Here is an 18,801-nt window from a genome sequence, read left to right on the forward strand (position 1 = left end):
TAGGGCCTTAGGGCCCTGGGGCCGGGCTCGTCCCGCGGTTCGGGCCCTCCGGGCGCAGGAAGGCGGAGATCCGCTCCCTCAGCGAGCGGGCGTCCAGGCCGTGGGCGGCGGTGTGTTCGGCGATGGTGCCGTAGCGCCGGAGTTCCGCGCGGCCGACGCCCAGGCCCAGGACCCGGTGCGGAACGTCGCCGAGGGCGTCGTTCGCCGCAGCCGTGGACGTCCCGGCGAGGTACGGCTCGACCAGGACCACATCGGCCGGCGTGCCCCGCCCGACGGCGGCGCGCAGGGCCGCGTCGTCGAAGGGCCGTACGGTCGTCGCGTACAGCACGGTCACGTCCATGCCCTCCGTCGCGGCGAGGACGTTGTCCAGCAGCGGGCCGACCGCCAGCACCACCCCCGCCCGCCCCTCCCGCACGGTGTGCGGGCCCGGCCCGATGACGGGACGCGGCTCGGTGTTCGTCTGCTCGCTGAGGCGGACGTACACCTTGTCGTCCCCGGCGGCGTACGCGTCGCGCAGCAGCGCCTCCGCCTCGTCGGGGTGGCCCGGCACGTGCACGGTCCAGCCGTCGAGGGTGTCGAGGAGGGCCACGTCGCCGGGTGCCATGTGGGTGAACCCGCCGGCAGGCCAGTCGTAGCTGGCGCTCGCGCTGACCAGGACGCCGCCCGTGTCCTGGTGCCCGAAGTCCAGCTTGACCTGCTCGAACGGCCGCTCCACCAGGAAGCTGGCGAACGTGTGCACGATCGGCCGCAGCCCGGTCAGGGCGAGTCCGCCGCCCACTCCGACGAGGAGCTGCTCCCGGATGCCCACGTTGATCACCCGGTCGGGGTGGCGCCGCAGGGCGGGGCGAAACCCGTCCATGGTGATCTCGGCGAGTACGAGTGCCAGCCGGGGGTCCTCGTCGAGCATCCTCGACGTGACCGTGATGAACCGCTCCCGCATGGTGTCCATTTCTCCCCATCCCCTTGTGCGCGTGGTCTCAGAACTTCTTCTCGACGCGGGCCACGACGGCGTGCGGCCGGCCCGGGTGCGGCGCCGTGAAGGCGGCGTGCAGTGCGGCGTGGTCCCGGCCGTCCACGGTGGTCGCCGACCAGCCGGCGGCCTCGAAGCGGGAGGCGATCCCGCCGGGCCAGCCGTGGGTCGCCGAGTCGTTGTCGATCACCACGGTGTGCAGGCGCTCCAGCCCGGCCGAACCGGCGTAGGCGAGCGCCTCGTGGTTGCTCCCCTCGTCCAGCTCCGCGTCTCCGATCAGCACCCATACCGCCGGGTCGTCCAGCCCCTGCGCGCGCAGACCCAGCGCGGTGCCGACGGCCAGCGGCAGCCCGTGCCCGAGGGAGCCGCTGCCGATCTCGACGCCGGGGATCAAGGTGCGGTCGGGGTGGTGCCCGAGCGGGGAGTCGAACCCGCCGAAGCCGCCGAGCCACTCCACGGGGAAGAACCCCTTGGCGGCGAGTACGGCGTAGTACGCCATCGGCCCGTGCCCCTTGGACAGCAGGAACCGGTCGCGCTCCACGTCCTGCGCGGTTCCGGGTCCGACCCGCAGCACCCGGTCGTACAGCACCCAGAGCACGTCGAGCGTGGAGGTGGCGGCGGCCCCGTGCTTCTCGGCGCCGGTCATGAGCGAGAGGAGACGGCCCAGGTCCTCGTAGCGGAGCTCCGTGTCCCCGTGTGTTTGCGTCATGCACCTACCGTGCAACCTCAAGCCTGCTTGAGGTCAAGCGCCGGTGGCCCCGTCCGTCAGATGACCCGGAAGGTGAATGTGCGCGCGGCCACCCCGTGAAGTGCGGTATTGTTTCCCTGCCGGTTCGGCCGGGGGAAACCCCAGGTCAGCGGCGCTCGGGACGTGGCGCAGCTTGGTAGCGCACTTGACTGGGGGTCAAGGGGTCGCAGGTTCAAATCCTGTCGTCCCGACTCAAGAGAGTCGTAGGTCGAGGGCCGTTGCAGAGAAATCTGCAACGGCCCTCGATCGTTTGTGGGGACCACTCGGGTACTCGGGGACAGACCCGCCTTGCCCGCGTCAGCGCACCCGGCCCCATGACCAGCGACTCATGACGCGAGGATGTTGCGCTTCTGTTCCTCGAACTCGGCCTCTGTGAGCACGCCTTGGTTCTTAAGCTCGCCGAGCTGCTTCAGCTGCTCGATCTTGCTCGTCATGTCGGGAGCCGCCGGAGCCGCCGGAGCCGCCGGCGGTTCGGCGTAGGACGCCGGCTGGGGTTCTTGCTGCGCCGCCCATCGTCCCTGCTGTCGGCGTGATACACGGTTCGACACGGCGGTCGCCGTTCCGGCGACGACGGCGGTGCGCGCTACCCCGCGGAGGAGACCTGGCATGGCTGTGTCCCTTCTGTCCTGTCGAGCTCTGCCCTAGTGAGCGGCCTCGATCGCCTCGAGGGCGTCGACGAGGTCGGTCACCGGGATCCGCCCGGAGGCGACCATCCGGCCTCCGCCGCGACGCAGCGCGGCGGCGAAGGGGGCGGCCCACAGGTTCTCGTAGATCAGGATGCCTGCGGAACTGCCGGGCTCCAGCGCGGCGCCCGCCTCCTCGAGGTCATCCTGGCCCAGGAGCCCTGACGACGCTCCCTCGAAGACGGCCAGGTCGAGCCGGCCGTCGCCGGTGAGGTCTGCGATCTCCATGCCGGTCACGGATCCGTCGTCGTCCTTCTTGACGAACATCAGGTCCAGGATCCGGATCAGGCCGCGGTCCACGAGATCGACGAGGATGGGGAAGCCCTCGCCCGTCATCCGGTTACCGGGAAACTCGACGACCAGATAGTCGATCGGGCCCACTTCGCCCACTTCTTCGAATTCGTCGCTCACGACGTCACCTCTGGTGTTCGCTCATGCTCCCGGTGACCCCCTCACCCAATTGCATCATCGGGGTGCCGCCGTCGCACCTCGGTACCCGTTCACCCGACTGGCTCGGCCCAGGTCGCGCGCCGTTCGCCGGACAGATCTGCTGGGGGCCATGAGCGACCACGGTGGCAAGCAGCTCTCGGCCGCGGAGCGCAGCGAGCTGGCCGATCTGCGGCAGCGGGTGAACGCCCTGGAGGGTTCCCGGCCGGCAGGTCTGCCACGGCACCACCCGCTTCGCTCACTCGGCTCGGCGGTGCTGATCCTCCTCGCCGCGCTGCTGTCGATGCTGTCCGTCGTGGCGGTGTGGGCCAACAGCATCGTGCAGGACACCGACCGCTACGTCGCCACCGTCGGGCCGCTGGCGAGCGATCCCGACGTGCAGGAGGCGGTCACCAACCGGGTCACCGCCGCCGTGCTGGCGCAGATCGACGTGGACGCGCTGGTCAAGGAGCTGACGGACGCGGCCGCGGAGAAAGGTGCCCCACCGCGGCTGGCCACGTTGCTGGGCGGTCTGGACAAACCGATCTCGAGCGGTCTCAAGCGGGTGGTCAGCAGCACGGTGGAGCGGGTGGTCACCAGCAGTGCGTTCGAGAAGGTCTGGGTGAACGGCAACCGCAGGGCGCACACGGCGCTGGACAAGGCGCTGACGGGTCATTCCGACAGCGCGGTCAAGCTCGAGAACAACCAGGTCGTCATCGACCTCGGTCCGATCGTCGCCCAGGTGAAGGACCAGCTGGTCGACGCGGGCTTCTCACCGGCAGCGAAGATCCCGGCCGTCCACACGAACTTCGTGGTGTTCGCGTCGGAAGACGTCGGCAAGATCAAGACCTACATGAGAGTGCTGGAGATCCTCGGCGGCTGGCTGCCCGTCATCGCGTTGCTGTTCGCGGCCGCCGGAGTGTACGTGGCGTTCAACCGCCGGCACGCGCTCATCGGGGCCGCGCTGGCCGTGTTCGTCGCCATGCTGGTTCTCGGGATCGGCCTCACCGTCGCCCGCGACGTCTATCTCAACCATCTGCCCCCCGGGGCGTCCCAGGCCGCGGCGGGAACCGTGTACGACGCACTGGTGAAGTTCCTGCGGGCCGGTGTGCGGGCGCTCGCCGCGGTCGCCCTCTTCACCGCCGTCGCCGCCTTCCTCGCGGGGCCGTCCCGGATCGCCGTCCTCACGCGGACCGGTTGCCGCAGGAGCATCGGCGCCCTGCGCGACGTGACGACATCGGCGGGGCTTCGTCTCGGTGCGGTCGGGCGGTTCGTCCACCGCTTCAAGCGATGGATCGGGGTGGCCATCCTGGTGATCGCCGCGATCGTGCTGTTCACCTGGAGCTACCCGACGACGGCGGTCGTGGTGTGGACCGCCGTGATCGTCCTGGTGGGCTTTGCGATCCGCGAATTCCTGGACGACGGCGGCTCCGCACCGGCGGCTTCGCCCCGGGCCGGTACCGCCGCCCACTGACCCTGCCCGTCCCGAGTGCCCTGCCGAGTCACGTGTCCATCCCTGGAGCCGCTGCCATGGCCGAGAACCACCTGGACGGCCGCACCCTGCGGCACCGCACTGCACGGGAGCGGGCCGCGCTGGGCAAGGAGGCGCGGGCCGCCGTACCCCGCTCCAGCCACGTCGAGTTCTCGCCGGGGCCCGAGCGGCCGGATCCGTTGGAGATCATCGAGCGGCAGTCGGCGACGCGGCTGCCCGAACTCGTACCGATCCGCTACGGAAGGATGTCCGAGTCGCCGTTCCGGTTCTACCGCGGGGCCGCCGCCATCATGGCGTCGGACCTCGCGGACACACCGAGGACGGGGCTCCGCGCCCAACTGTGCGGTGACGCCCACATGCTGAACTTCCGGCTGCTGGCCTCCCCTGAGCGCCGGCTCATGTTCGACATCAACGACTTCGACGAGACGCTGCCCGGCCCTTGGGAGTGGGACGTCAAGCGGCTGGCCGCCAGCCTCGTCATCGCCGGCCGGGAAAACGGCTTCAGCACCAAGGAGCGGGCGAAGATCGTACGGGCCACCGTGCGCTCCTACCGCGAGAGCATGCGGGCCTTCGCCGGTATCGGCAACCTGGCCGTCTGGTACGCCCAGTTCGACGAGGCATGGGTACAGGGCCGGTTCGGGGCGGACCTGTCCGCGCGGGGCCGTGAACGCTGGGCGCAGGCCGTGACCAAGGCACGGGCGCACGACACCGTTCAGGTCTTCGACAAGCTCACCACGATCGTCGACGGCAAGCGGCGGATCACCCCCGATCCGCCGCTCATCACCCCTCTGGAGGACCTGCTGCCGGACGCATCGCGCGAGCGGCTGGAGCAGCAGATCACCCGACTGATGGAGCGTTACGGCAAAACCCTCCAGTCGGACCGGCGGTTCCTGCTGGAGCAGTACCGGGTGGCCGACATGGCACGCAAGGTCGTGGGCGTCGGCAGTGTGGGCACGCGCTGCTGGATCGTGCTCCTGCTGGGCCGGGACGGCAAGGACCCGCTGTTCCTCCAGGCAAAGGAGGCCGACGAGTCCGTGCTGGCGCCCCACGCCGGGCCCAGCGCCTACCCGACGCAGGGCGAGCGGGTCGTCTCCGGGCAGCGGCTGATGCAGGCCACCAGCGACATCTTCCTGGGTTGGGAGCGGGTCGACGGAATCGACGGGCGACGGCGGGACTTCTACGTGAGGCAGTTGCGGGACTGGAAGTGGGTGGCGGTGGCCGAAGAGATGGTGCCGCGTGGCATGCGCACGTTCGGCGCTCTGTGCGGGGCGACGCTGGCCCGCGCGCACGCCAGGTCCGGTGACCGCATCGCCATCGCCGCGTATCTGGGCGGCGGCGATTCGTTCGACCGGGCGTTGGTGACGTTCGCAGAGCGGTACGCCGACCAGAACGAGCGGGACCACCAGGCGCTCGTCGACGCCATCAAGGCCGGGCGGCTGCGGGCCGAGGCCGCCTGATCCCGAGGAAGCGTCACAGGGCGCCGCACCGGCTGCCGCCGGCGGCCGGTGCGACGCGACCTCCCGGCGCTCAGTGGAGGATCTTCGCCTTGGCCTGCTGGAATTCGGCGTCGGTGATGTCGCCCTTGGCGCGCATCTCGGAGAGCTTGGCGAGTTGATCCGCCTCGCTCCCGGCCCCACTGAAGGCGGCGTCCCGGACGTATTCGTCGAAAGCCTGCTTCTGCTCCTGGGCGTGCTTCACCTCGCGCTTGCCCATGCCCTTGCCCCGGGCCAGGACGTAGACGAACACGCCGAGGAACGGCAGCAGCACCACGAAGATGAGCCATCCGGTCTTGCCGCCCCCGCCGAGCGTGTCGTCCCGGAAGATGTCGACGATGATCCGGAAGAGCAGGACGATCCACAGGATCCAGAGGAAGATCCACATGACCGTCCAGAACGCTCCGAGGACCGGGTAGTCGTAGGCCAGATTCATTTCACCGCTCCTTCTTCCTCTCCCCCGCCGGGCAACAAGCGCAGCCCGAAAGCTTCACCGATGCCGCCGGCGGCGGCCACCACGCGGGCGGTGCCGACCACGGGGGCGATGGCCACGAGGGTGCCCCGGACCTTTTCCGGGGGCACGCCGATGTCGTCGGCGGCGCCGACGTTGAGCAGGTACGAGGCGGGGGAGGCCCCCAGGGCCACCAGCGCCGCGATGCGGGTCAGCAGGTACGTCTCGGGGTCCAGACCGGATCGCTCGAACGCGTTGAGCGTCATCTGGACCAGAGTGTCGAACACGGGGGCGTCCGACTCGTCAGGGGCGTTGACGTCCTGCGCCCCGTCCGCATTCCCGGCCATCTCCGGCTCCCTTCTTCCGGCTCGTTCCTTGGCCGTGGGCATCGCGCCCGTTCAGTCGAGCAGCACGTATACCTGTGCCTCGTGGTCGACTACCTGTGCCTCGTGGTCGACGTAGCGATCGCCGGACACATCGACGACGACCCCGTCGATCGTGCCGCGGGGGAACGGGAACGGTCCTCGGCAGTCGCGTAAGACGTCCACCGCGTGGATGTACTGCTGACCACTCTCACCGGGAACAGCCGGTCTCGCCTCACCCGTCACGGGTGACAGGCTCCGGCCCTCTCCGTCCGTGGGATGCCAGAGCACCAGCGATCCGGCCTGCGGACATCACCCGCCGCGGGTGATCATTCCTGCCGAGCCGCCTCACATGCTGGAAGAAGCAGCGTTGGCTGCTGCGTCGCACCGACGAAGTGAGGAAGACCCATGACCACGACTCACAACCGCTCGGACACAGCCGAGGGGGCGGCAGGCGGACTGACGACGTTCGCCGCCATCCTGCTGTTCATCGCCGGCGTCCTGGACGTCCTCCGCGGCATCATGGCGATCGTCGACGACGACGTCTACGTCTCCACCCCCAACTACCTCTTCAAGTTCGACCTGACCAGCTGGGGCTGGATCCAGCTGATCCTCGGCGTGATCGCCCTGCTCGTCAGCGCCGGCCTCTTCGCCCGCGCCACGTGGGCCCGGGTCGCCGGCGTCTGCATCGCGGGACTGCTGATCATCGCGAACTTCCTGTCGATCCCGTACTACCCGTTCTGGTCGATCATCCTGATCGCGCTGTACGCCTTCGTCATCTGGGGCCTGTGCGTCGTGCGGCGAGAGCCCTGACGGACATGCCGAAGCGGCCGCCTGCGGTGAGGCGGTGAGAGGGTGAGCGGAAGCTGCTACGGAACGCCCTCCGCCGCCACCACACTGACCTGCCCCCGAGCACCGCTCGAAGTCGTGGTGCCCGGGGCAGGACGTGCCGCCTGCCGGCCGAGCCGGCCGGGGCGATCTGCAGCCTGGACTGCGCCTTCGACCGGCCGATGCCCACGATGGCCGGACTGCTGGGTCAGGGACAACCCCCGCGCTGATCACGCGCCTGTATGCGGAAGCCGACGCCGAGCGGTCGCACGACGCGCCCTGCCCGTGTGAGGGGGGTTGCAAATGAGCCCGCTGCCACGGCAGTTGCGTCCGCCGATGAGTCATGTCCCGTCAGAGAGCGGTCCTGCGCATCTCCACCACATGGAGGCCCAGCGACTGGAACCGCGCGAGCAGCCCGTAGAGATGCGCCTCGTCGATGACCTGACCGAACAGCAAGGTCTGTCCGGACACGACGCAGCCCTCCAGCTCCGGGAACGCGTCGGTCATCGTCCTCGACATCTGCCCCTCGATGCGGAACTCGTATTCCATGAACACGCATCCCTCGCAGCTGGAGTCCCTCCAGGCCCCCGCGTACCCCATGCTGCGCCGTCGTGCGGAGCGGCGCATCACCCTGGCCGGGTGACCTCGGCCGGCCGTCGCAGGGGCGTCACAGCAGATGGAGTTCCCGGGCCCGGCGCACGGCCTCACCACGCCGGGTCACGGCGAGCTTGCGGTAGATGTTCTTCAAGTGGGTCTTGACCGTGTTGACGGACAGGAACAGCTCTGCGGCGATTTCCTGCGTGGACATCATCTGGGCCAGTAGGCCCAGGACTTCGCGTTCCCGGTCACTGAGCGCCTCGGCCACGGGAGCAGGGCCGGCCCCAACGCCATCCGCGGCCTGCGCCTTTGCCACCGGACCGATCGACAGCCAGTCATGCGCCCGCCCCGGAGGGGACCCGCTGCCGAGCAGTTGCCCGAGCCAGGGGCCGGCCTCCAAGAACGGCCGCTTCAGACGCCCGGGCCGGGCGACGGTAAGGGCACGGGCGATGAGATGCCGGGCCGTGGCCTCGTCACCCAGCATGCGAGCCACCTGCGCCCGCACCAGCAGGGCCCGGACCGTCACGGCCGGCCCGTGGCCGTTGGGGCCGGGCAACGCGTCGAGGAGCGCGCGGGCCGCGTCGCGGTCACCGGCCGCCAGCCGGGCGTGGGCCGAAGCGATCGCGTAGTGCAGCCCTGCGTCCTGCCACTCGGCCAGCACCTCGACCGCTGACCACGGGTGTCCCCGAGCCGTATGGGCCGCGGCCGCGGCCAGCGCCATTTGACCGTCCACCCAGAAGGGCGGTGAGGTGGCTGACGGCGTCTCCCGCATGTCGTCGAGGACCTGGAGGGCCTGGACGGGGTCGCCGCCGGCAACCAGCAGCCGCGAGCGCGTGACGGACCACCACCACGCGGTGATCGGGTCACGGGCGCAAGGAGACGACGGGGTTGCCCGGTGGAGATGGGCCCGGGCGGAGACGAGATCGTCGCGCTCGATGTCGATGCCCGCCAGCACCAGCCGCCCGAGGGAGGTGCGACCCGAGGGCGGCAAGCCGAACCGCTCCGCCTCCGCGATCGCCAGCCGCGCCTGCTCCTCGGCCCGGCCCGGCCACCCTTCGAGAAAGTCGATCAGGGCGAGCCGGCCCAGGGCATCGTGCTGCGTCTGGGCAGTGGAGGGCCCGTGAGACGCCTCCACCGCAGAGGTCAGCGCCGCCCGGGCCGCGTCGAAGCGGCCCGCCCACAGCCGAGCCGATCCCAGAGCGGCGAACCTGAGTACGCGCATCTCCGGATGCGCCTCCAGACGCTCCGCGAGGGCCTCCCGTCCCTCGAGCTCCTGGGCCCGCCGGGAGGCGGACTCGACCATGTCCGCCGAGCCGAGCAGCCGGCCGGCCATCACCCGCAGCAACGCACAGCTCAGGTGGGCGGCCGACGCGTCCTGTGCTTCGACCGGCGGCAGATGTGCCTCGGCACGGCCCAGGTCCGCGAGCCCTCGGCCGACGTCGCAGCGAGCCAGCTCACAGGCGGCGCGAACCAGGCCGGCGGCGGGACCGGGCGTGTCCGGCGCCATCCTGGTGAACAACGCGCGGAGCCGGTCCGCGTTCAGCCCTGTGAAGAGCTGTCCGATCGCCAGGTCGTCAACGAGCCGGTCCGCGGCGAACGCCCAGTCCCCCGCGTCGGCGGCGTGCGGCAGGGCCTCCGCAACCAGGCCGGCGTCGCTCAGCCATCGGGCGGCCGTGCCGTGCAGTTCGTGTTCCAGCCCGGGGTGCCTGGTGTTCAGGTGAGCGCGCAGGATCTCGGCGAAGAGGGGATGCAGCCGGTACCACGAGTGGCTGATCGGCTCGACGAACGCGTTCGCGCGCTGCAGTTCCGCGAGGACGGGAGCGGCATCTTCCCGTCCGGTGAGGGCGTTCGCCAGGCCGGGGTGGATCCGCTCGCAGATGCTGGTCCGCAACAGCAGGTCCTGGCTCGCGGCGGACTGGGTTTCCAGCACCTCGGCCAGCAGGAAGTCCGCAACGGTGCTCTGCCCCGTTTCGAATTCCTTCAGAAAGGTCTCCGGGTCCTCTGCCCGCTGCGCCGCGAGGATGCACAGGCGCAGCCCCGCAACCCATCCACCGGTGCGTTCGGTGAGCGCGTGAGTGCCCCCGTCCGACAGGGACAGGCCGTGCAAGCGCGCGAGTTCGGCCGTCTCCCCGGGCAGGAACGCCAGGTCGGCGGCGCGGATCTCCGTCAGCTCGCCGGCGGCGCGGTACCGGTGCAGCGGCAGCAGCGGCTCGGTACGGCTGATGAGGAGCAGGCGCAGCCCCGCCCCCGCGTGGTGAAGGACGAACTGGAGTTCGTCGGCAACTTCCGGCGCGGAGATCCGTTCGAACTCGTCGAGGACGAGGACCACCGGGTCGGTCCGGCCGTTCAGGTGTGCGGCGAGCCGGGCCAGCAGCGAGTCGTCGACCTCGCTCGGGCGAGCGGGACCGGCGATGTCGTCGGGCAGAGGGATTCCGTGGTGACGCAAGGCCTCCAGGACGTAGGCCCAGAAGATTCCCGGGGTGTTGTCGCCGGACTCGACCGTCAGCCACGCCATCGGGCCGGGCAGGAGCGCCGTACGGACCCAGTCGGCGGCCAACAAGGTCTTGCCCGCCCCCGCCGGCCCGTTGACCAGCACCAAACGGTCCGAACCGGTCAGGGCCCGGGTGAGGCACTGCGCCAAGCGGGCCCTGCGGATGAACGTCTTGGGTACATGAGGAAGCGTGAACCGAGCAGCGAGAACAGGGTCGCCGTTCGGCGTCAGGCCCCCGGGAACGCTTTCGCGGGCCGAGCCGCGGGATTCGGACATGACACTTTCCACCTTGGCAGAGACCCCGCGGCAGTCAAATCCGCCTCGCGGCAGCCGCTGGAAGCGGTTGCGCGAAGTGGGGGCAAGCAGTAGGGCCGCCGGGGCGTGGCAGGCCGGGGCTCGCCCGTCGCGCACCAATGGCGTACGTGTTCATGTCGAATGCCCGGACGGGTCCGTAAGGTCGGGTGTGAGTCCGAGGGCTGGAGGTAGGGCATATGCCGCCGGCGGTGTGATCGCCGGGTGCCGGGTCTCGGATCCGCGCGCTCGAGCCGATCGCCGACCTCCGGGTGAACGCATCACCGGGAGAGGAACATGAATGCCTCGAGCAGAACTCCGAAGAGCGAGGGGGACGAGCCGGGGGCGCGGTCGTCGGAGGCTGCCGGACCCCCGGCGTCGGACGGTGCGTCCGCGGCGCGGGGAGGCGCCGGCCGTGTGCGGCGGACGGCCGACTGGGGGAGGGGGAAGTACACCGGATCGTGGGCCGATTCCCTGTGGCACCGGCTGGGCGCGGTGGACTTCCTCAGCCAGGCCATGTTGCTGGCCTCCACGCTGCTGCTGTGCGCGGTGCCGTTCTTCCTGATCGTGACTGCTCTGGCCGGGCAGTCGGCGGCGTCGTCGCTGTCGCATCGCATGGGACTCAACGAACAGGCCGCGGCCTACGTCGAAACGCTGTTCGCCCCTTCCTCCGCCATCTCCGCCGCGGTGAACGGGCTGTCCTGGGTGTTCTTCGTCCTGGCCGGTCTGGCCGGGGCGAAGGCCGTGCAGCAGTTGTACCAGCGGGTGTTCGACGTACGGGCCCGGGGCGCGGCGGACTCGCTCCGCGCTTTCGTGTGGCTGGCACTGGTCGTGGGCGTGCCGTTCGCGGTCTCCGGGGCGGGACCGGGGCTGCGGGGGACCGGTGCGGTGCCGTTCTGGATCACGCACACGGTGCTGAGCTTCGTCTTCTTCTGGTTCTCGATGTGGTTCCTGCTGGCCGGGAGGATGGCCTGGCGCAGGCTGCTGCCGTGCGCCGTCGCCACCGGCGCCTGCTGGGTGGGCATGATGGCGGTGTTCGCGGTGATCTTCTCCGGCATGATCATCAGCTACAACGAGCGATACGGGTCGATCGGGACCGTGTTCGCGTTGATGTCCTTCTTCATCGCGATCGGGGTGGTACTGGTGCTGGGAGCGGCACTCGGCCTGGTGTGGACGGAGCACGGTCTGTCGTTCCGGGGCGCCCTCGCCAGGGTGCGGCGCAGGTCATGACGGGCCGCGCCACGACAGCACGCGACGACCGGTCCGTGCCCGGGCTCTCCCCCGGCAGGATCGCGTGGATGGTGCTGAGGGTGATGGCATCGGTCGCCGCGCTGCTCGCCCTCTACTACGCCCTTCCCCTGGACCGCACCTCCACACGGTTCGCCGTCACGATCCTGGTCGCCGGGCTGGTCGCGTTCGTCGTGCTGGTCGGCCTCCAGATCCGCACGATCATCCGATCGCCGATCCCGGTCGTCCGCGCGGTCGAGGCCCTGGCCCTCAGCGTGCCCTTCTTCCTGCTGCTGTTCGCCGCCGCCTACGTCGTCCTGGCCGCGCTGTCGCCGGCCAACTTCGCAGGGCCCCTGTCGCACACCGACGGCCTGTACTTCGCCGTCACCGTGTTCGCCACCGTCGGCTTCGGCGACATCACCGCCAAGTCCCAGACCGCGAGGCTGGTGGTCACCGGGCAGATGGTCACCGACCTGATCGTCCTCGGCCTCGGGATCCGGCTCGTCGTGGCTGCCGTCCGGCACCGTCGGCGGCAGCAGGATCCGCCCCGGCACCCGAGCGACGGATCGTGAACCGTGGAGACCGCCGCCGCCCGCACTTCCGCCGCGGTACGGAGGTGATTCTCGACGGCACGGGTCACAGGCGGATGATGACCAGCGCGGTGTCGTCGGTGATGCCGCCGGGCGGGAGGAGGTCGGACAGGAGAGCGTCGGCCAGGACCTCGGGGCCGGTGTCCCCATGACGGACGAGGGAGTCGGCGAGGCGGCCCAGGCTCACGTCGATGTCCTCGTCGCGGCGCTCGATCAGCCCATCGGTGTACATGACCAGGGTGGCGCCCTCGGCGAAAGCCGTACTGGCCTGCGGCCGCGGGACGTGTTCGGGGCGGGCGCCGAGCGGCGGATCGGTCGCCTGGTCGAGGAAGGTCACCGTGCCGTCGGGGTGTAGCAGAGCAGGCGGCGGATGGCCGGCGCTGCTGTACGTGAGCGTGTGGGTGTCCCAGTCGACAAAGGTCTTCACCACCGTGGTCGACTCGGCCCCCTCGACATGGCGGGCATACAGCCCCAGGACTTCCAAGGCCCGGGCCGGGCCGTCGGCGACACGGGCGGCCGCGCTCAGCGCACTGCGCAACTGCCCCATCACGCAGGCGGCTCCCAGGCCATGGCCGACCACGTCGCCGACGGCGACCGCGATGCGGTCCCCGGGCAGGTCGACCAGGTCATACCAGTCCCCGCACACGTTCAGCGCGCCCACGGCAGGCCGGTAGCGCACGGCTGCCCGATGGTGCCCGACCGGCGTGGGGGCGGGCAGCATCGCCTCCCCTCGGATGGCGCCGCTGCCTCCAGGGCCCGCGCCGCAGACCCCGCGCTGACCCGATGGGCGAATGGAGCCACCCGGACGATCCGTGCTGACGCGGCGTACTCAGGGCCGTCCGCCAGATGATCCGGTCGTTGTTATCCGCCACCCACGAGCCGCGGGCCGAAAGGAACAACACGCCTTATCCGGCAGCGGAATTGGCGAACGGCGCCGAGGCAGCCCGCGCGCCGACGGCCGCCTGAGCTGGGGCTTCGTATGTGGACGGGGTCATTCTCGTAGGAACGTACATCTCGGGATGATCAAGCTTCATGTATTCAACGCCTGTCTGGAACAAGCCAGTTGACGATGTACTCCTCGGGCAAGACGGATCAACGAACGGGGAGAAATCATGTCCGAGAAGCTGTCCGAACGTCAGATTGCAATCTCCTGGCCCGACTTGGGCATCACGGTCACCGCCGATCTCGACGACCGCAACCCGGCGCTCGCCGACGCCCTGTGGGAGTCGCTGCCCTACCAGAGCCTCCAGGGGCACGCCCTCATCGCGGGAGAACACCTCTACCACGTGGCGCCGATACCCACCCTGCTGCACACCCCCCACGCCACCCGTATCCCCGACCGGCGCGAGGCCCCCGACGGCACCGTGTTCTGCTCCGGTTTGCAGCACCTGGGCATCAAGTACGGCACCCTGACCGAGCCGATGCCGGCCACCCCCGTCGGCCGGATCCGTGAAGCAGACATGCCCGCCCTGCGGGAAGCCGGGGCGGCGATCTGGGACGCCGTCTACTCCACCAAGAAGCAGATCGTCGCCGAAGTCCGCCGCGCAGGCGGACCGGGTGGCCACCGCATCCCGATGCTCCGCGCCGCCAACGAGGACGCCGCCCAACTGATCGCGGACATCCTCGCCGAGACCGAGAAGATCTGGCTCGCGCCCCCGGTCGAGCTGGAAGGCCTCCATCAGGGCGTCATCCCCTCCCGGGCGGGCAACTTCGGCACCGTCCTTCCCACGCTGCTGTTCGTGAACGGCGAGACCCGGCCCCTGGGCTACGCCGCCTACGGCGGACTCGTCCGTGCCGCCGTACAGGACATGCCCATGGCGTCCCTGGTCCACATGACCCGCCTCCTGGTCGGCGTCCCCGCCGAGTTCCTGGGCTACTGCGGCCTGGAGAAGCTGTGGGCGTTCACCCAGCGCTTCCTCGACGTCCTCGACGTCCTCGACCGCGGCGACTTCTACGCCGTCACCAGCCAGATGGCCCTCTACATCAACTGCCTCGGCGGCTGGAACCTGCAGCTGTACCCGTGGGAGACCGGGGACCACCTGCGCCAGCAGGGCGCCGAGGGAGCCGCGTAGCCGTGCCCGCAGCCGAGAAGACCTCGAACGCCCTTCCCGACCGCGCCGACGCCGTCGTCATCGGCGGGGGAGTGATCGGAACCTCTGCCGCCCACCACCTCGCCGAAGCCGGCGTGAACACCGTACTGCTGGAACGCGGAAGCCTCGGCGGCGGCTCGTCCGCACACACCGCGGGCATGGTCCGCACCTATTTCCCGGGCGATCCCGGCACCGGGCGCATGGCCGTGCGCAGCCTGAACGCCTACCACGACTTCGCCCGCCGCACGGCGGCCCCCCTGGCCCTCAAGCGGCTCGGGTTCATGGTGCTGTTCACCGACGAACAGCAGATCGCCGGCTTCGAGGCCACCCGCCACGCCCAGCAGGCCGCCGGCGTCCAAGTCGGCCTGATCAGTGCCCGCGAAGCGTCCGAGCTCAACCCGCTGATCAACGAACGTGCCGTGCTCGCCGCCGCCTGGTCCCCCGAGGCCTACCACGTGGACGGCCTCGACATCGTCCGCGGCTACGCCGCCGGCGCCCGCAATCACGGCGCCCGCCTGTTCACCCACACACCGGTGACCCGCATCGACGACGACAACACCGTCCACACCCCGCGGGGCAGGATCAAGGCCGACAGCATCGTCTGCACGGCCGGCCCCTGGTCCGGCGAGGTGGCGTCCATGGCGTCGGTCGACCTGCCGCTGACGCCCCACGCGATCGAAATGCTGTTCACCGACGTTCCGCCCCCGCCGCACCGCGAGATGCCCATGACGATGCACGCCTCGTCCGGCCTGCGGATCCGCTCGTGGAAGGACCGCATCCTCCTGGCCATGGGCATGCCCAAGGCCGAGGAGGCACGTGAGGACTGGCTCGGCCGCATCTCAGGCCACCTCGGCAGCCTGTTCCCCGCCCTGGACGGCATCGGCCTGCACCGCGCGTGGTCCGGCGACTTCGACGCCAGCCCCGACAACACCCCCCTCATCGGCCAACACCCCACCCGCCGCTTCCTGTACGCGGCCGGATTCACCGGTGCGGGCCTGTGCCAGGCACCCGCGGCCGGTGAAAAGCTCCGTGACCTGCTGATCGCCAAGTAGCCCCACAACGGGAAGGAATGCCGTGATTGTTCTGGGATGTAATGGTTTCAGCCGGGTGTCGGAGTTCTTCTCCGAACGCCTCGGCGCGACCGGCATCAACAAGCACTACCTCTTGGGCCACGACGCCGCCGCCGCACTCCTGGTCGACGGACGCCTGGTCGCCGCGGTGGAGGAAGAACGCCTCAACCGGGAGAAGAAGACCACCGACTTCCCCAAGGGCGCGATCGACTGGTGCCTCGACGAGGCCGGGATCACGTTCGACGACGTCGACCTGTTCGCCTTCCCCTGGAACTGGTCCAGCCAGATACTGGGCGAGATCCTGGACGGGATCCGCAGATCGCCGGCGCCCCAGCCCGCGAAGGCCGAACTCATGGGCAACATATCCGACCTGTTCGACCAGGTCGTCAGCCACGAGGCGATCCTCGCCGACTTCGAGGCCCGCACCGGGCACCGCCCCGACCCGGCCAAGGTCCGCTTCGTCCCTCACCACTTGGCCCACGCGACGACCGGGTACTACCTCGCCGGCATGAAGGACTCCGCGTTCCTCGTCAGCGACGGCCGCGCCGAACGCTTCTCGACCTTGACGGGCGAGATCCGCGACGGCCGGATCACCGTCTTCGACGACTCCGTCACCGGCTCCGAGTTCTCCATCGGCACCTTGTTCTCCTGCATCACCCGCTTCCTCGGCTTCGTCCCCAACAACGACGAGTACAAGGTGATGGGCCTGGCCGGGTACACCGCGCCCCCGACGCCGAACCCGTTCCTCGAACACTTCCTGACGCTGCACGACGACGGCCGCTACACCTTCACCGAGCCCCTGCGGACCGACGACCTGCACAGTCACGACGCCCTGTTCGAGGAGTACTTCGGACCCTTCGAAGACACCCTCGAGTACAAGGCCCGCGTCGCCGCCGCCGCGCAGCAGATGCTGAACGTCGCCACCGCCCACCAGGTCCGCCACCTGGAGAACAGGACGGATCTCGACCGGCTGTTGTTCGAAGGCGGCGTCGCCCTGAACTGCCTGAACAACACCCCGCTGTTCGAAGGTTCCCGCTTCGAGGACATGCAGGTCAGCTTCGGTGCCTCCGACACCGGCATCACCATCGGAGCCGCGGCCCACGCGTGGCTGAACCACCCCGGCACCGACCCCGCGGACATCCGTGCCGCCGCCGCACCCATCACCCCCTACCTGGGGCCGTCCTACGACGACGCCGCGATCGAGGAGGCCCTCGAGGGTTTCGCCGGCCGGGTCACGGTCTCGCGCCTGGACGACGACGAGGTCGTCGAGCACGTGGCGAAGCTTCTGACGGAGAAGGTCGTCATCGGCTGGTTCGAGGGCCGCGTCGAGCACGGGCCGCGCGCGCTGGGGCACCGCAGCATCATCGCCAACCCCGGCTTCGGCGACATCAAGGACATCATCAACACCCGCGTCAAGCACCGCGAGCCGTTCCGCCCGTTCGCCCCCCTAGTCCTCGAGGAGCAGGCCCCGAAGATCTTCGACATGGGGCGCAAGACCAGCTCCCCGTACATGACGTTCGTCTTCCCCGTCCGCGACGAGTACAAGGACCGCATCCCCGGCGCCGTACACGTGGACGGCACCTCCCGCATCCAGACGCTGACGGACGAGGGAACCCCACGGCTCACGGCCCTGCTGCGGAAGTTCATCGAACTCACCGACACGCCCTGCCTGATCAACACCTCGTTCAACGTCGCCGGGGAGCCCATCGTGTGCACCCCCACCGACGCCCTGAACTGCTTCATGGGCACCGAGATCGACCACCTGGTCCTCGGGAACCACCTCGTCACCAAGACCGGACTCGTCAACCAGTAGAAGAAGGACCACCCCGTGCCGATCCAGCGCAAGCACACCATGTACCACTCCACCATCCTCGAGGCCGACCCGGACACCGTGTGGGCGACCGTCCGCGACGCCATGCAGATCCTGGAGATCGTGTCCCCGGGCGACCTGGACATCCACACGGACGTGACGTGGGTGGACGGAGCCTCGGTGGACACGGTCCCGGCCCGCTACGATTTCCGGCTCACGCTCAACGGCCGCCTCGTCCAACAGGAGATCGCCGCCCGGGACGAGATCAACAAGACCCAGTCCTACCGGGCCATCGCCCCCACCAGCGGCGTCGCCAGCTACGAGGCCACCATCCGCGTGCTCCCCGTCACCAACGAGCCGGACCGCAGCTTCTTCGACTGGTCGCGGGTCCTGGAGATCGCCGAGGACGCCGACCTGAACGTGGTCGAGGCCATCATCGACGTCATGGAGCAGCAGACCGACGCCGTTCGGGACCACTTCGCCAAGACCGCGAAGTGAGCGACGTGACGACGCTCGTGCTGCTGCGGCACGGCGAAACCCTGCTCACCCCGCAGCGGCGGCTCTCCGGCAGCGGAGGGTCCGACCCGGGGCTCTCTCCGGCCGGACGCGCCCAGGCGCAGGCCGTAGCAGAGGCCCTCGCCCACCGCGGCGGCATCGAGGCGGTCGTCACGTCACCGATGCGACGCTGCCGGGAGACCGCCCGGGCCGTGGCCGCGCGCCTGGGCCTGGGCGTGCAGGTGGAGCGGGATCTGCGGGAAGCGGACTTCGGCGCCTGGGAGGGCCTGACCTTCGCCGAAGTCCGCGAACGCCACCCGGACGACCTGAGCGCATGGCTCGCCTCGCCCGAGGTTCCACCGTCGGGCGCGGGGGAGACCATGCAACAGGTCGCCCGCAGGGCCGCCGCCGTCCGGGACGGCCTCATGGCCCGCCACGCCGGAGCCACGGTCCTCGTCGTCTCCCACGTCGGCCCCATCAGGACCTTGGTCCGCCTCGCCCTCCGAGCCCCGGCGCACACCTTGTTCCGCATGGAGGTCGCAGCGGCCTCCCTGTCGACGGTGACGTACGAAGGGGACGGCACCGCCACCGTGCGGGCGCTCAACGACACCCACCACTTGAACTGAACCGCAGGCCATCGGGCCCGGCACACCTCACGTGTGCCGGGCCCGACCGGTTCTCGCGCAC

The 18,801-nt window shown here is 70.1% G+C and carries 18 protein-coding genes, 1 tRNA gene and 2 pseudogenes; 11 read left to right on the plus strand and 10 right to left on the minus strand.

Annotated features, from left to right (window positions below; genetic code table 11):
• Positions 1–7 precede the first annotated feature (7 nt).
• Complete coding sequence (locus OHA81_RS26345; protein ID WP_329199852.1) at positions 8–949, minus strand: transketolase family protein; 942 nt, start codon at positions 947–949, stop codon at positions 8–10.
• Positions 950–977: 28 nt separating this feature from the next.
• Complete coding sequence (locus OHA81_RS26350) at positions 978–1,679, minus strand: transketolase (RefSeq protein WP_329199854.1); 702 nt, start codon at positions 1,677–1,679, stop codon at positions 978–980.
• Positions 1,680–1,835: 156 nt separating this feature from the next.
• On the opposite strand from OHA81_RS26350, the gene OHA81_RS26355 reads away from it, so the two are divergent.
• Positions 1,836–1,909 (plus strand) — tRNA-Pro (locus OHA81_RS26355).
• Positions 1,910–2,044: 135 nt separating this feature from the next.
• On the opposite strand, the gene OHA81_RS26360 is transcribed toward OHA81_RS26355, so the two are convergent.
• Positions 2,045–2,326 (minus strand): SHOCT domain-containing protein, encoded by a 282-nt coding sequence (locus OHA81_RS26360; RefSeq protein ID WP_329199856.1) that lies wholly within the window; start codon positions 2,324–2,326, stop codon positions 2,045–2,047.
• A 33-nt stretch (positions 2,327–2,359) separates the two neighbouring features.
• Positions 2,360–2,812 (minus strand): DUF6325 family protein, encoded by a 453-nt coding sequence (locus OHA81_RS26365; RefSeq protein ID WP_329199858.1) that lies wholly within the window; start codon positions 2,810–2,812, stop codon positions 2,360–2,362.
• Between the two features lie 148 nt (positions 2,813–2,960).
• On the opposite strand from OHA81_RS26365, the gene OHA81_RS26370 reads away from it, so the two are divergent.
• Positions 2,961–4,301, plus strand: a complete 1,341-nt coding sequence (locus OHA81_RS26370) for a hypothetical protein (protein ID WP_329199860.1) — start codon at positions 2,961–2,963, stop codon at positions 4,299–4,301.
• Between the two features lie 56 nt (positions 4,302–4,357).
• Positions 4,358–5,776, plus strand: coding sequence for a DUF2252 domain-containing protein (locus OHA81_RS26375; RefSeq protein WP_329199861.1), 1,419 nt, complete (start codon positions 4,358–4,360; stop codon positions 5,774–5,776).
• A gap of 70 nt (positions 5,777–5,846) precedes the next feature.
• On the opposite strand, the gene OHA81_RS26380 is transcribed toward OHA81_RS26375, so the two are convergent.
• The 3 genes from OHA81_RS26380 to OHA81_RS26390 are packed head-to-tail and all read right to left on the minus strand — an operon-like array spanning position 5,847 to position 6,811.
• Positions 5,847–6,248 carry an SHOCT domain-containing protein gene (locus tag OHA81_RS26380; protein WP_329199863.1) on the minus strand — a complete coding sequence of 134 codons (402 nt, stop codon included), beginning with the start codon at positions 6,246–6,248 and terminating at the stop codon, positions 5,847–5,849.
• Positions 6,245–6,610, minus strand: coding sequence for a carboxymuconolactone decarboxylase family protein (locus OHA81_RS26385; protein ID WP_329199865.1), 366 nt, complete (start codon positions 6,608–6,610; stop codon positions 6,245–6,247). Before OHA81_RS26385 ends, OHA81_RS26380 begins: the two co-directional genes overlap by 4 nt.
• 51 nt (positions 6,611–6,661) lie before the next feature.
• On the minus strand, positions 6,662–6,811 hold the full coding sequence (locus OHA81_RS26390) for a hypothetical protein (RefSeq protein WP_329199867.1): 150 nt from the start codon (positions 6,809–6,811) through the stop codon (positions 6,662–6,664).
• A gap of 222 nt (positions 6,812–7,033) precedes the next feature.
• Here OHA81_RS26390 and OHA81_RS26395 point away from each other — a divergent pair, with 222 nt between their 5' ends.
• Positions 7,034–7,438 carry a DUF7144 family membrane protein gene (locus tag OHA81_RS26395; protein WP_329199869.1) on the plus strand — a complete coding sequence of 135 codons (405 nt, stop codon included), beginning with the start codon at positions 7,034–7,036 and terminating at the stop codon, positions 7,436–7,438.
• Between the two features lie 366 nt (positions 7,439–7,804).
• On the opposite strand, the gene OHA81_RS26400 is transcribed toward OHA81_RS26395, so the two are convergent.
• Positions 7,805–8,002, minus strand: coding sequence for a hypothetical protein (locus OHA81_RS26400; RefSeq protein ID WP_329199871.1), 198 nt, complete (start codon positions 8,000–8,002; stop codon positions 7,805–7,807).
• A gap of 118 nt (positions 8,003–8,120) precedes the next feature.
• On the minus strand, positions 8,121–10,817 hold the full coding sequence (locus OHA81_RS26405) for a LuxR C-terminal-related transcriptional regulator (protein WP_329199873.1): 2,697 nt from the start codon (positions 10,815–10,817) through the stop codon (positions 8,121–8,123).
• A 432-nt stretch (positions 10,818–11,249) separates the two neighbouring features.
• On the opposite strand from OHA81_RS26405, the gene OHA81_RS26410 reads away from it, so the two are divergent.
• Both OHA81_RS26410 and OHA81_RS26415 read left to right on the plus strand, forming a co-directional pair.
• The gene (locus OHA81_RS26410) at positions 11,250–12,062 is read left to right on the plus strand and encodes a YhjD/YihY/BrkB family envelope integrity protein (protein ID WP_329199875.1); all 813 of its coding nucleotides are present in this window, start codon (positions 11,250–11,252) and stop codon (positions 12,060–12,062) included.
• A complete protein-coding gene (locus OHA81_RS26415; protein WP_329199876.1) occupies positions 12,059–12,631 on the plus strand; it encodes a potassium channel family protein in 573 nt (190 codons plus the stop codon). Before OHA81_RS26410 ends, OHA81_RS26415 begins: the two co-directional genes overlap by 4 nt.
• 64 nt (positions 12,632–12,695) lie before the next feature.
• Here OHA81_RS26415 and OHA81_RS26420 read toward each other — a convergent pair.
• A pseudogene (locus OHA81_RS26420) lies at positions 12,696–13,376 on the minus strand (PP2C family protein-serine/threonine phosphatase); the annotation flags it as partial.
• Positions 13,377–13,761: 385 nt separating this feature from the next.
• Between OHA81_RS26420 and OHA81_RS26425 the strand changes: the two are divergent.
• From OHA81_RS26425 to OHA81_RS26445, 5 genes and pseudogenes are all read left to right on the plus strand, one after another.
• Positions 13,762–14,721 carry a hypothetical protein gene (locus tag OHA81_RS26425; protein ID WP_329199877.1) on the plus strand — a complete coding sequence of 320 codons (960 nt, stop codon included), beginning with the start codon at positions 13,762–13,764 and terminating at the stop codon, positions 14,719–14,721.
• A 2-nt stretch (positions 14,722–14,723) separates the two neighbouring features.
• Positions 14,724–15,791, plus strand: a complete 1,068-nt coding sequence (locus OHA81_RS26430; protein ID WP_329199879.1) for an NAD(P)/FAD-dependent oxidoreductase — start codon at positions 14,724–14,726, stop codon at positions 15,789–15,791.
• 55 nt (positions 15,792–15,846) lie between these two features.
• Positions 15,847–17,622: a carbamoyltransferase family protein gene (locus OHA81_RS26435; protein ID WP_329199881.1), complete on the plus strand. Its 1,776-nt coding sequence runs from the start codon at positions 15,847–15,849 to the stop codon at positions 17,620–17,622.
• Between the two features lie 15 nt (positions 17,623–17,637).
• On the plus strand, positions 17,638–18,117 hold the full coding sequence (locus OHA81_RS26440; RefSeq protein ID WP_329199883.1) for an SRPBCC family protein: 480 nt from the start codon (positions 17,638–17,640) through the stop codon (positions 18,115–18,117).
• A gap of 11 nt (positions 18,118–18,128) precedes the next feature.
• Positions 18,129–18,740, plus strand: a pseudogene (locus tag OHA81_RS26445) (histidine phosphatase family protein); the annotation flags it as partial.
• Between the last annotated feature and the right edge of the window lie 61 nt (positions 18,741–18,801).

Source organism: Streptomyces sp. NBC_00667 (genome assembly GCF_036226825.1).
Taxonomy (GTDB): domain Bacteria; phylum Actinomycetota; class Actinomycetes; order Streptomycetales; family Streptomycetaceae; genus Streptomyces.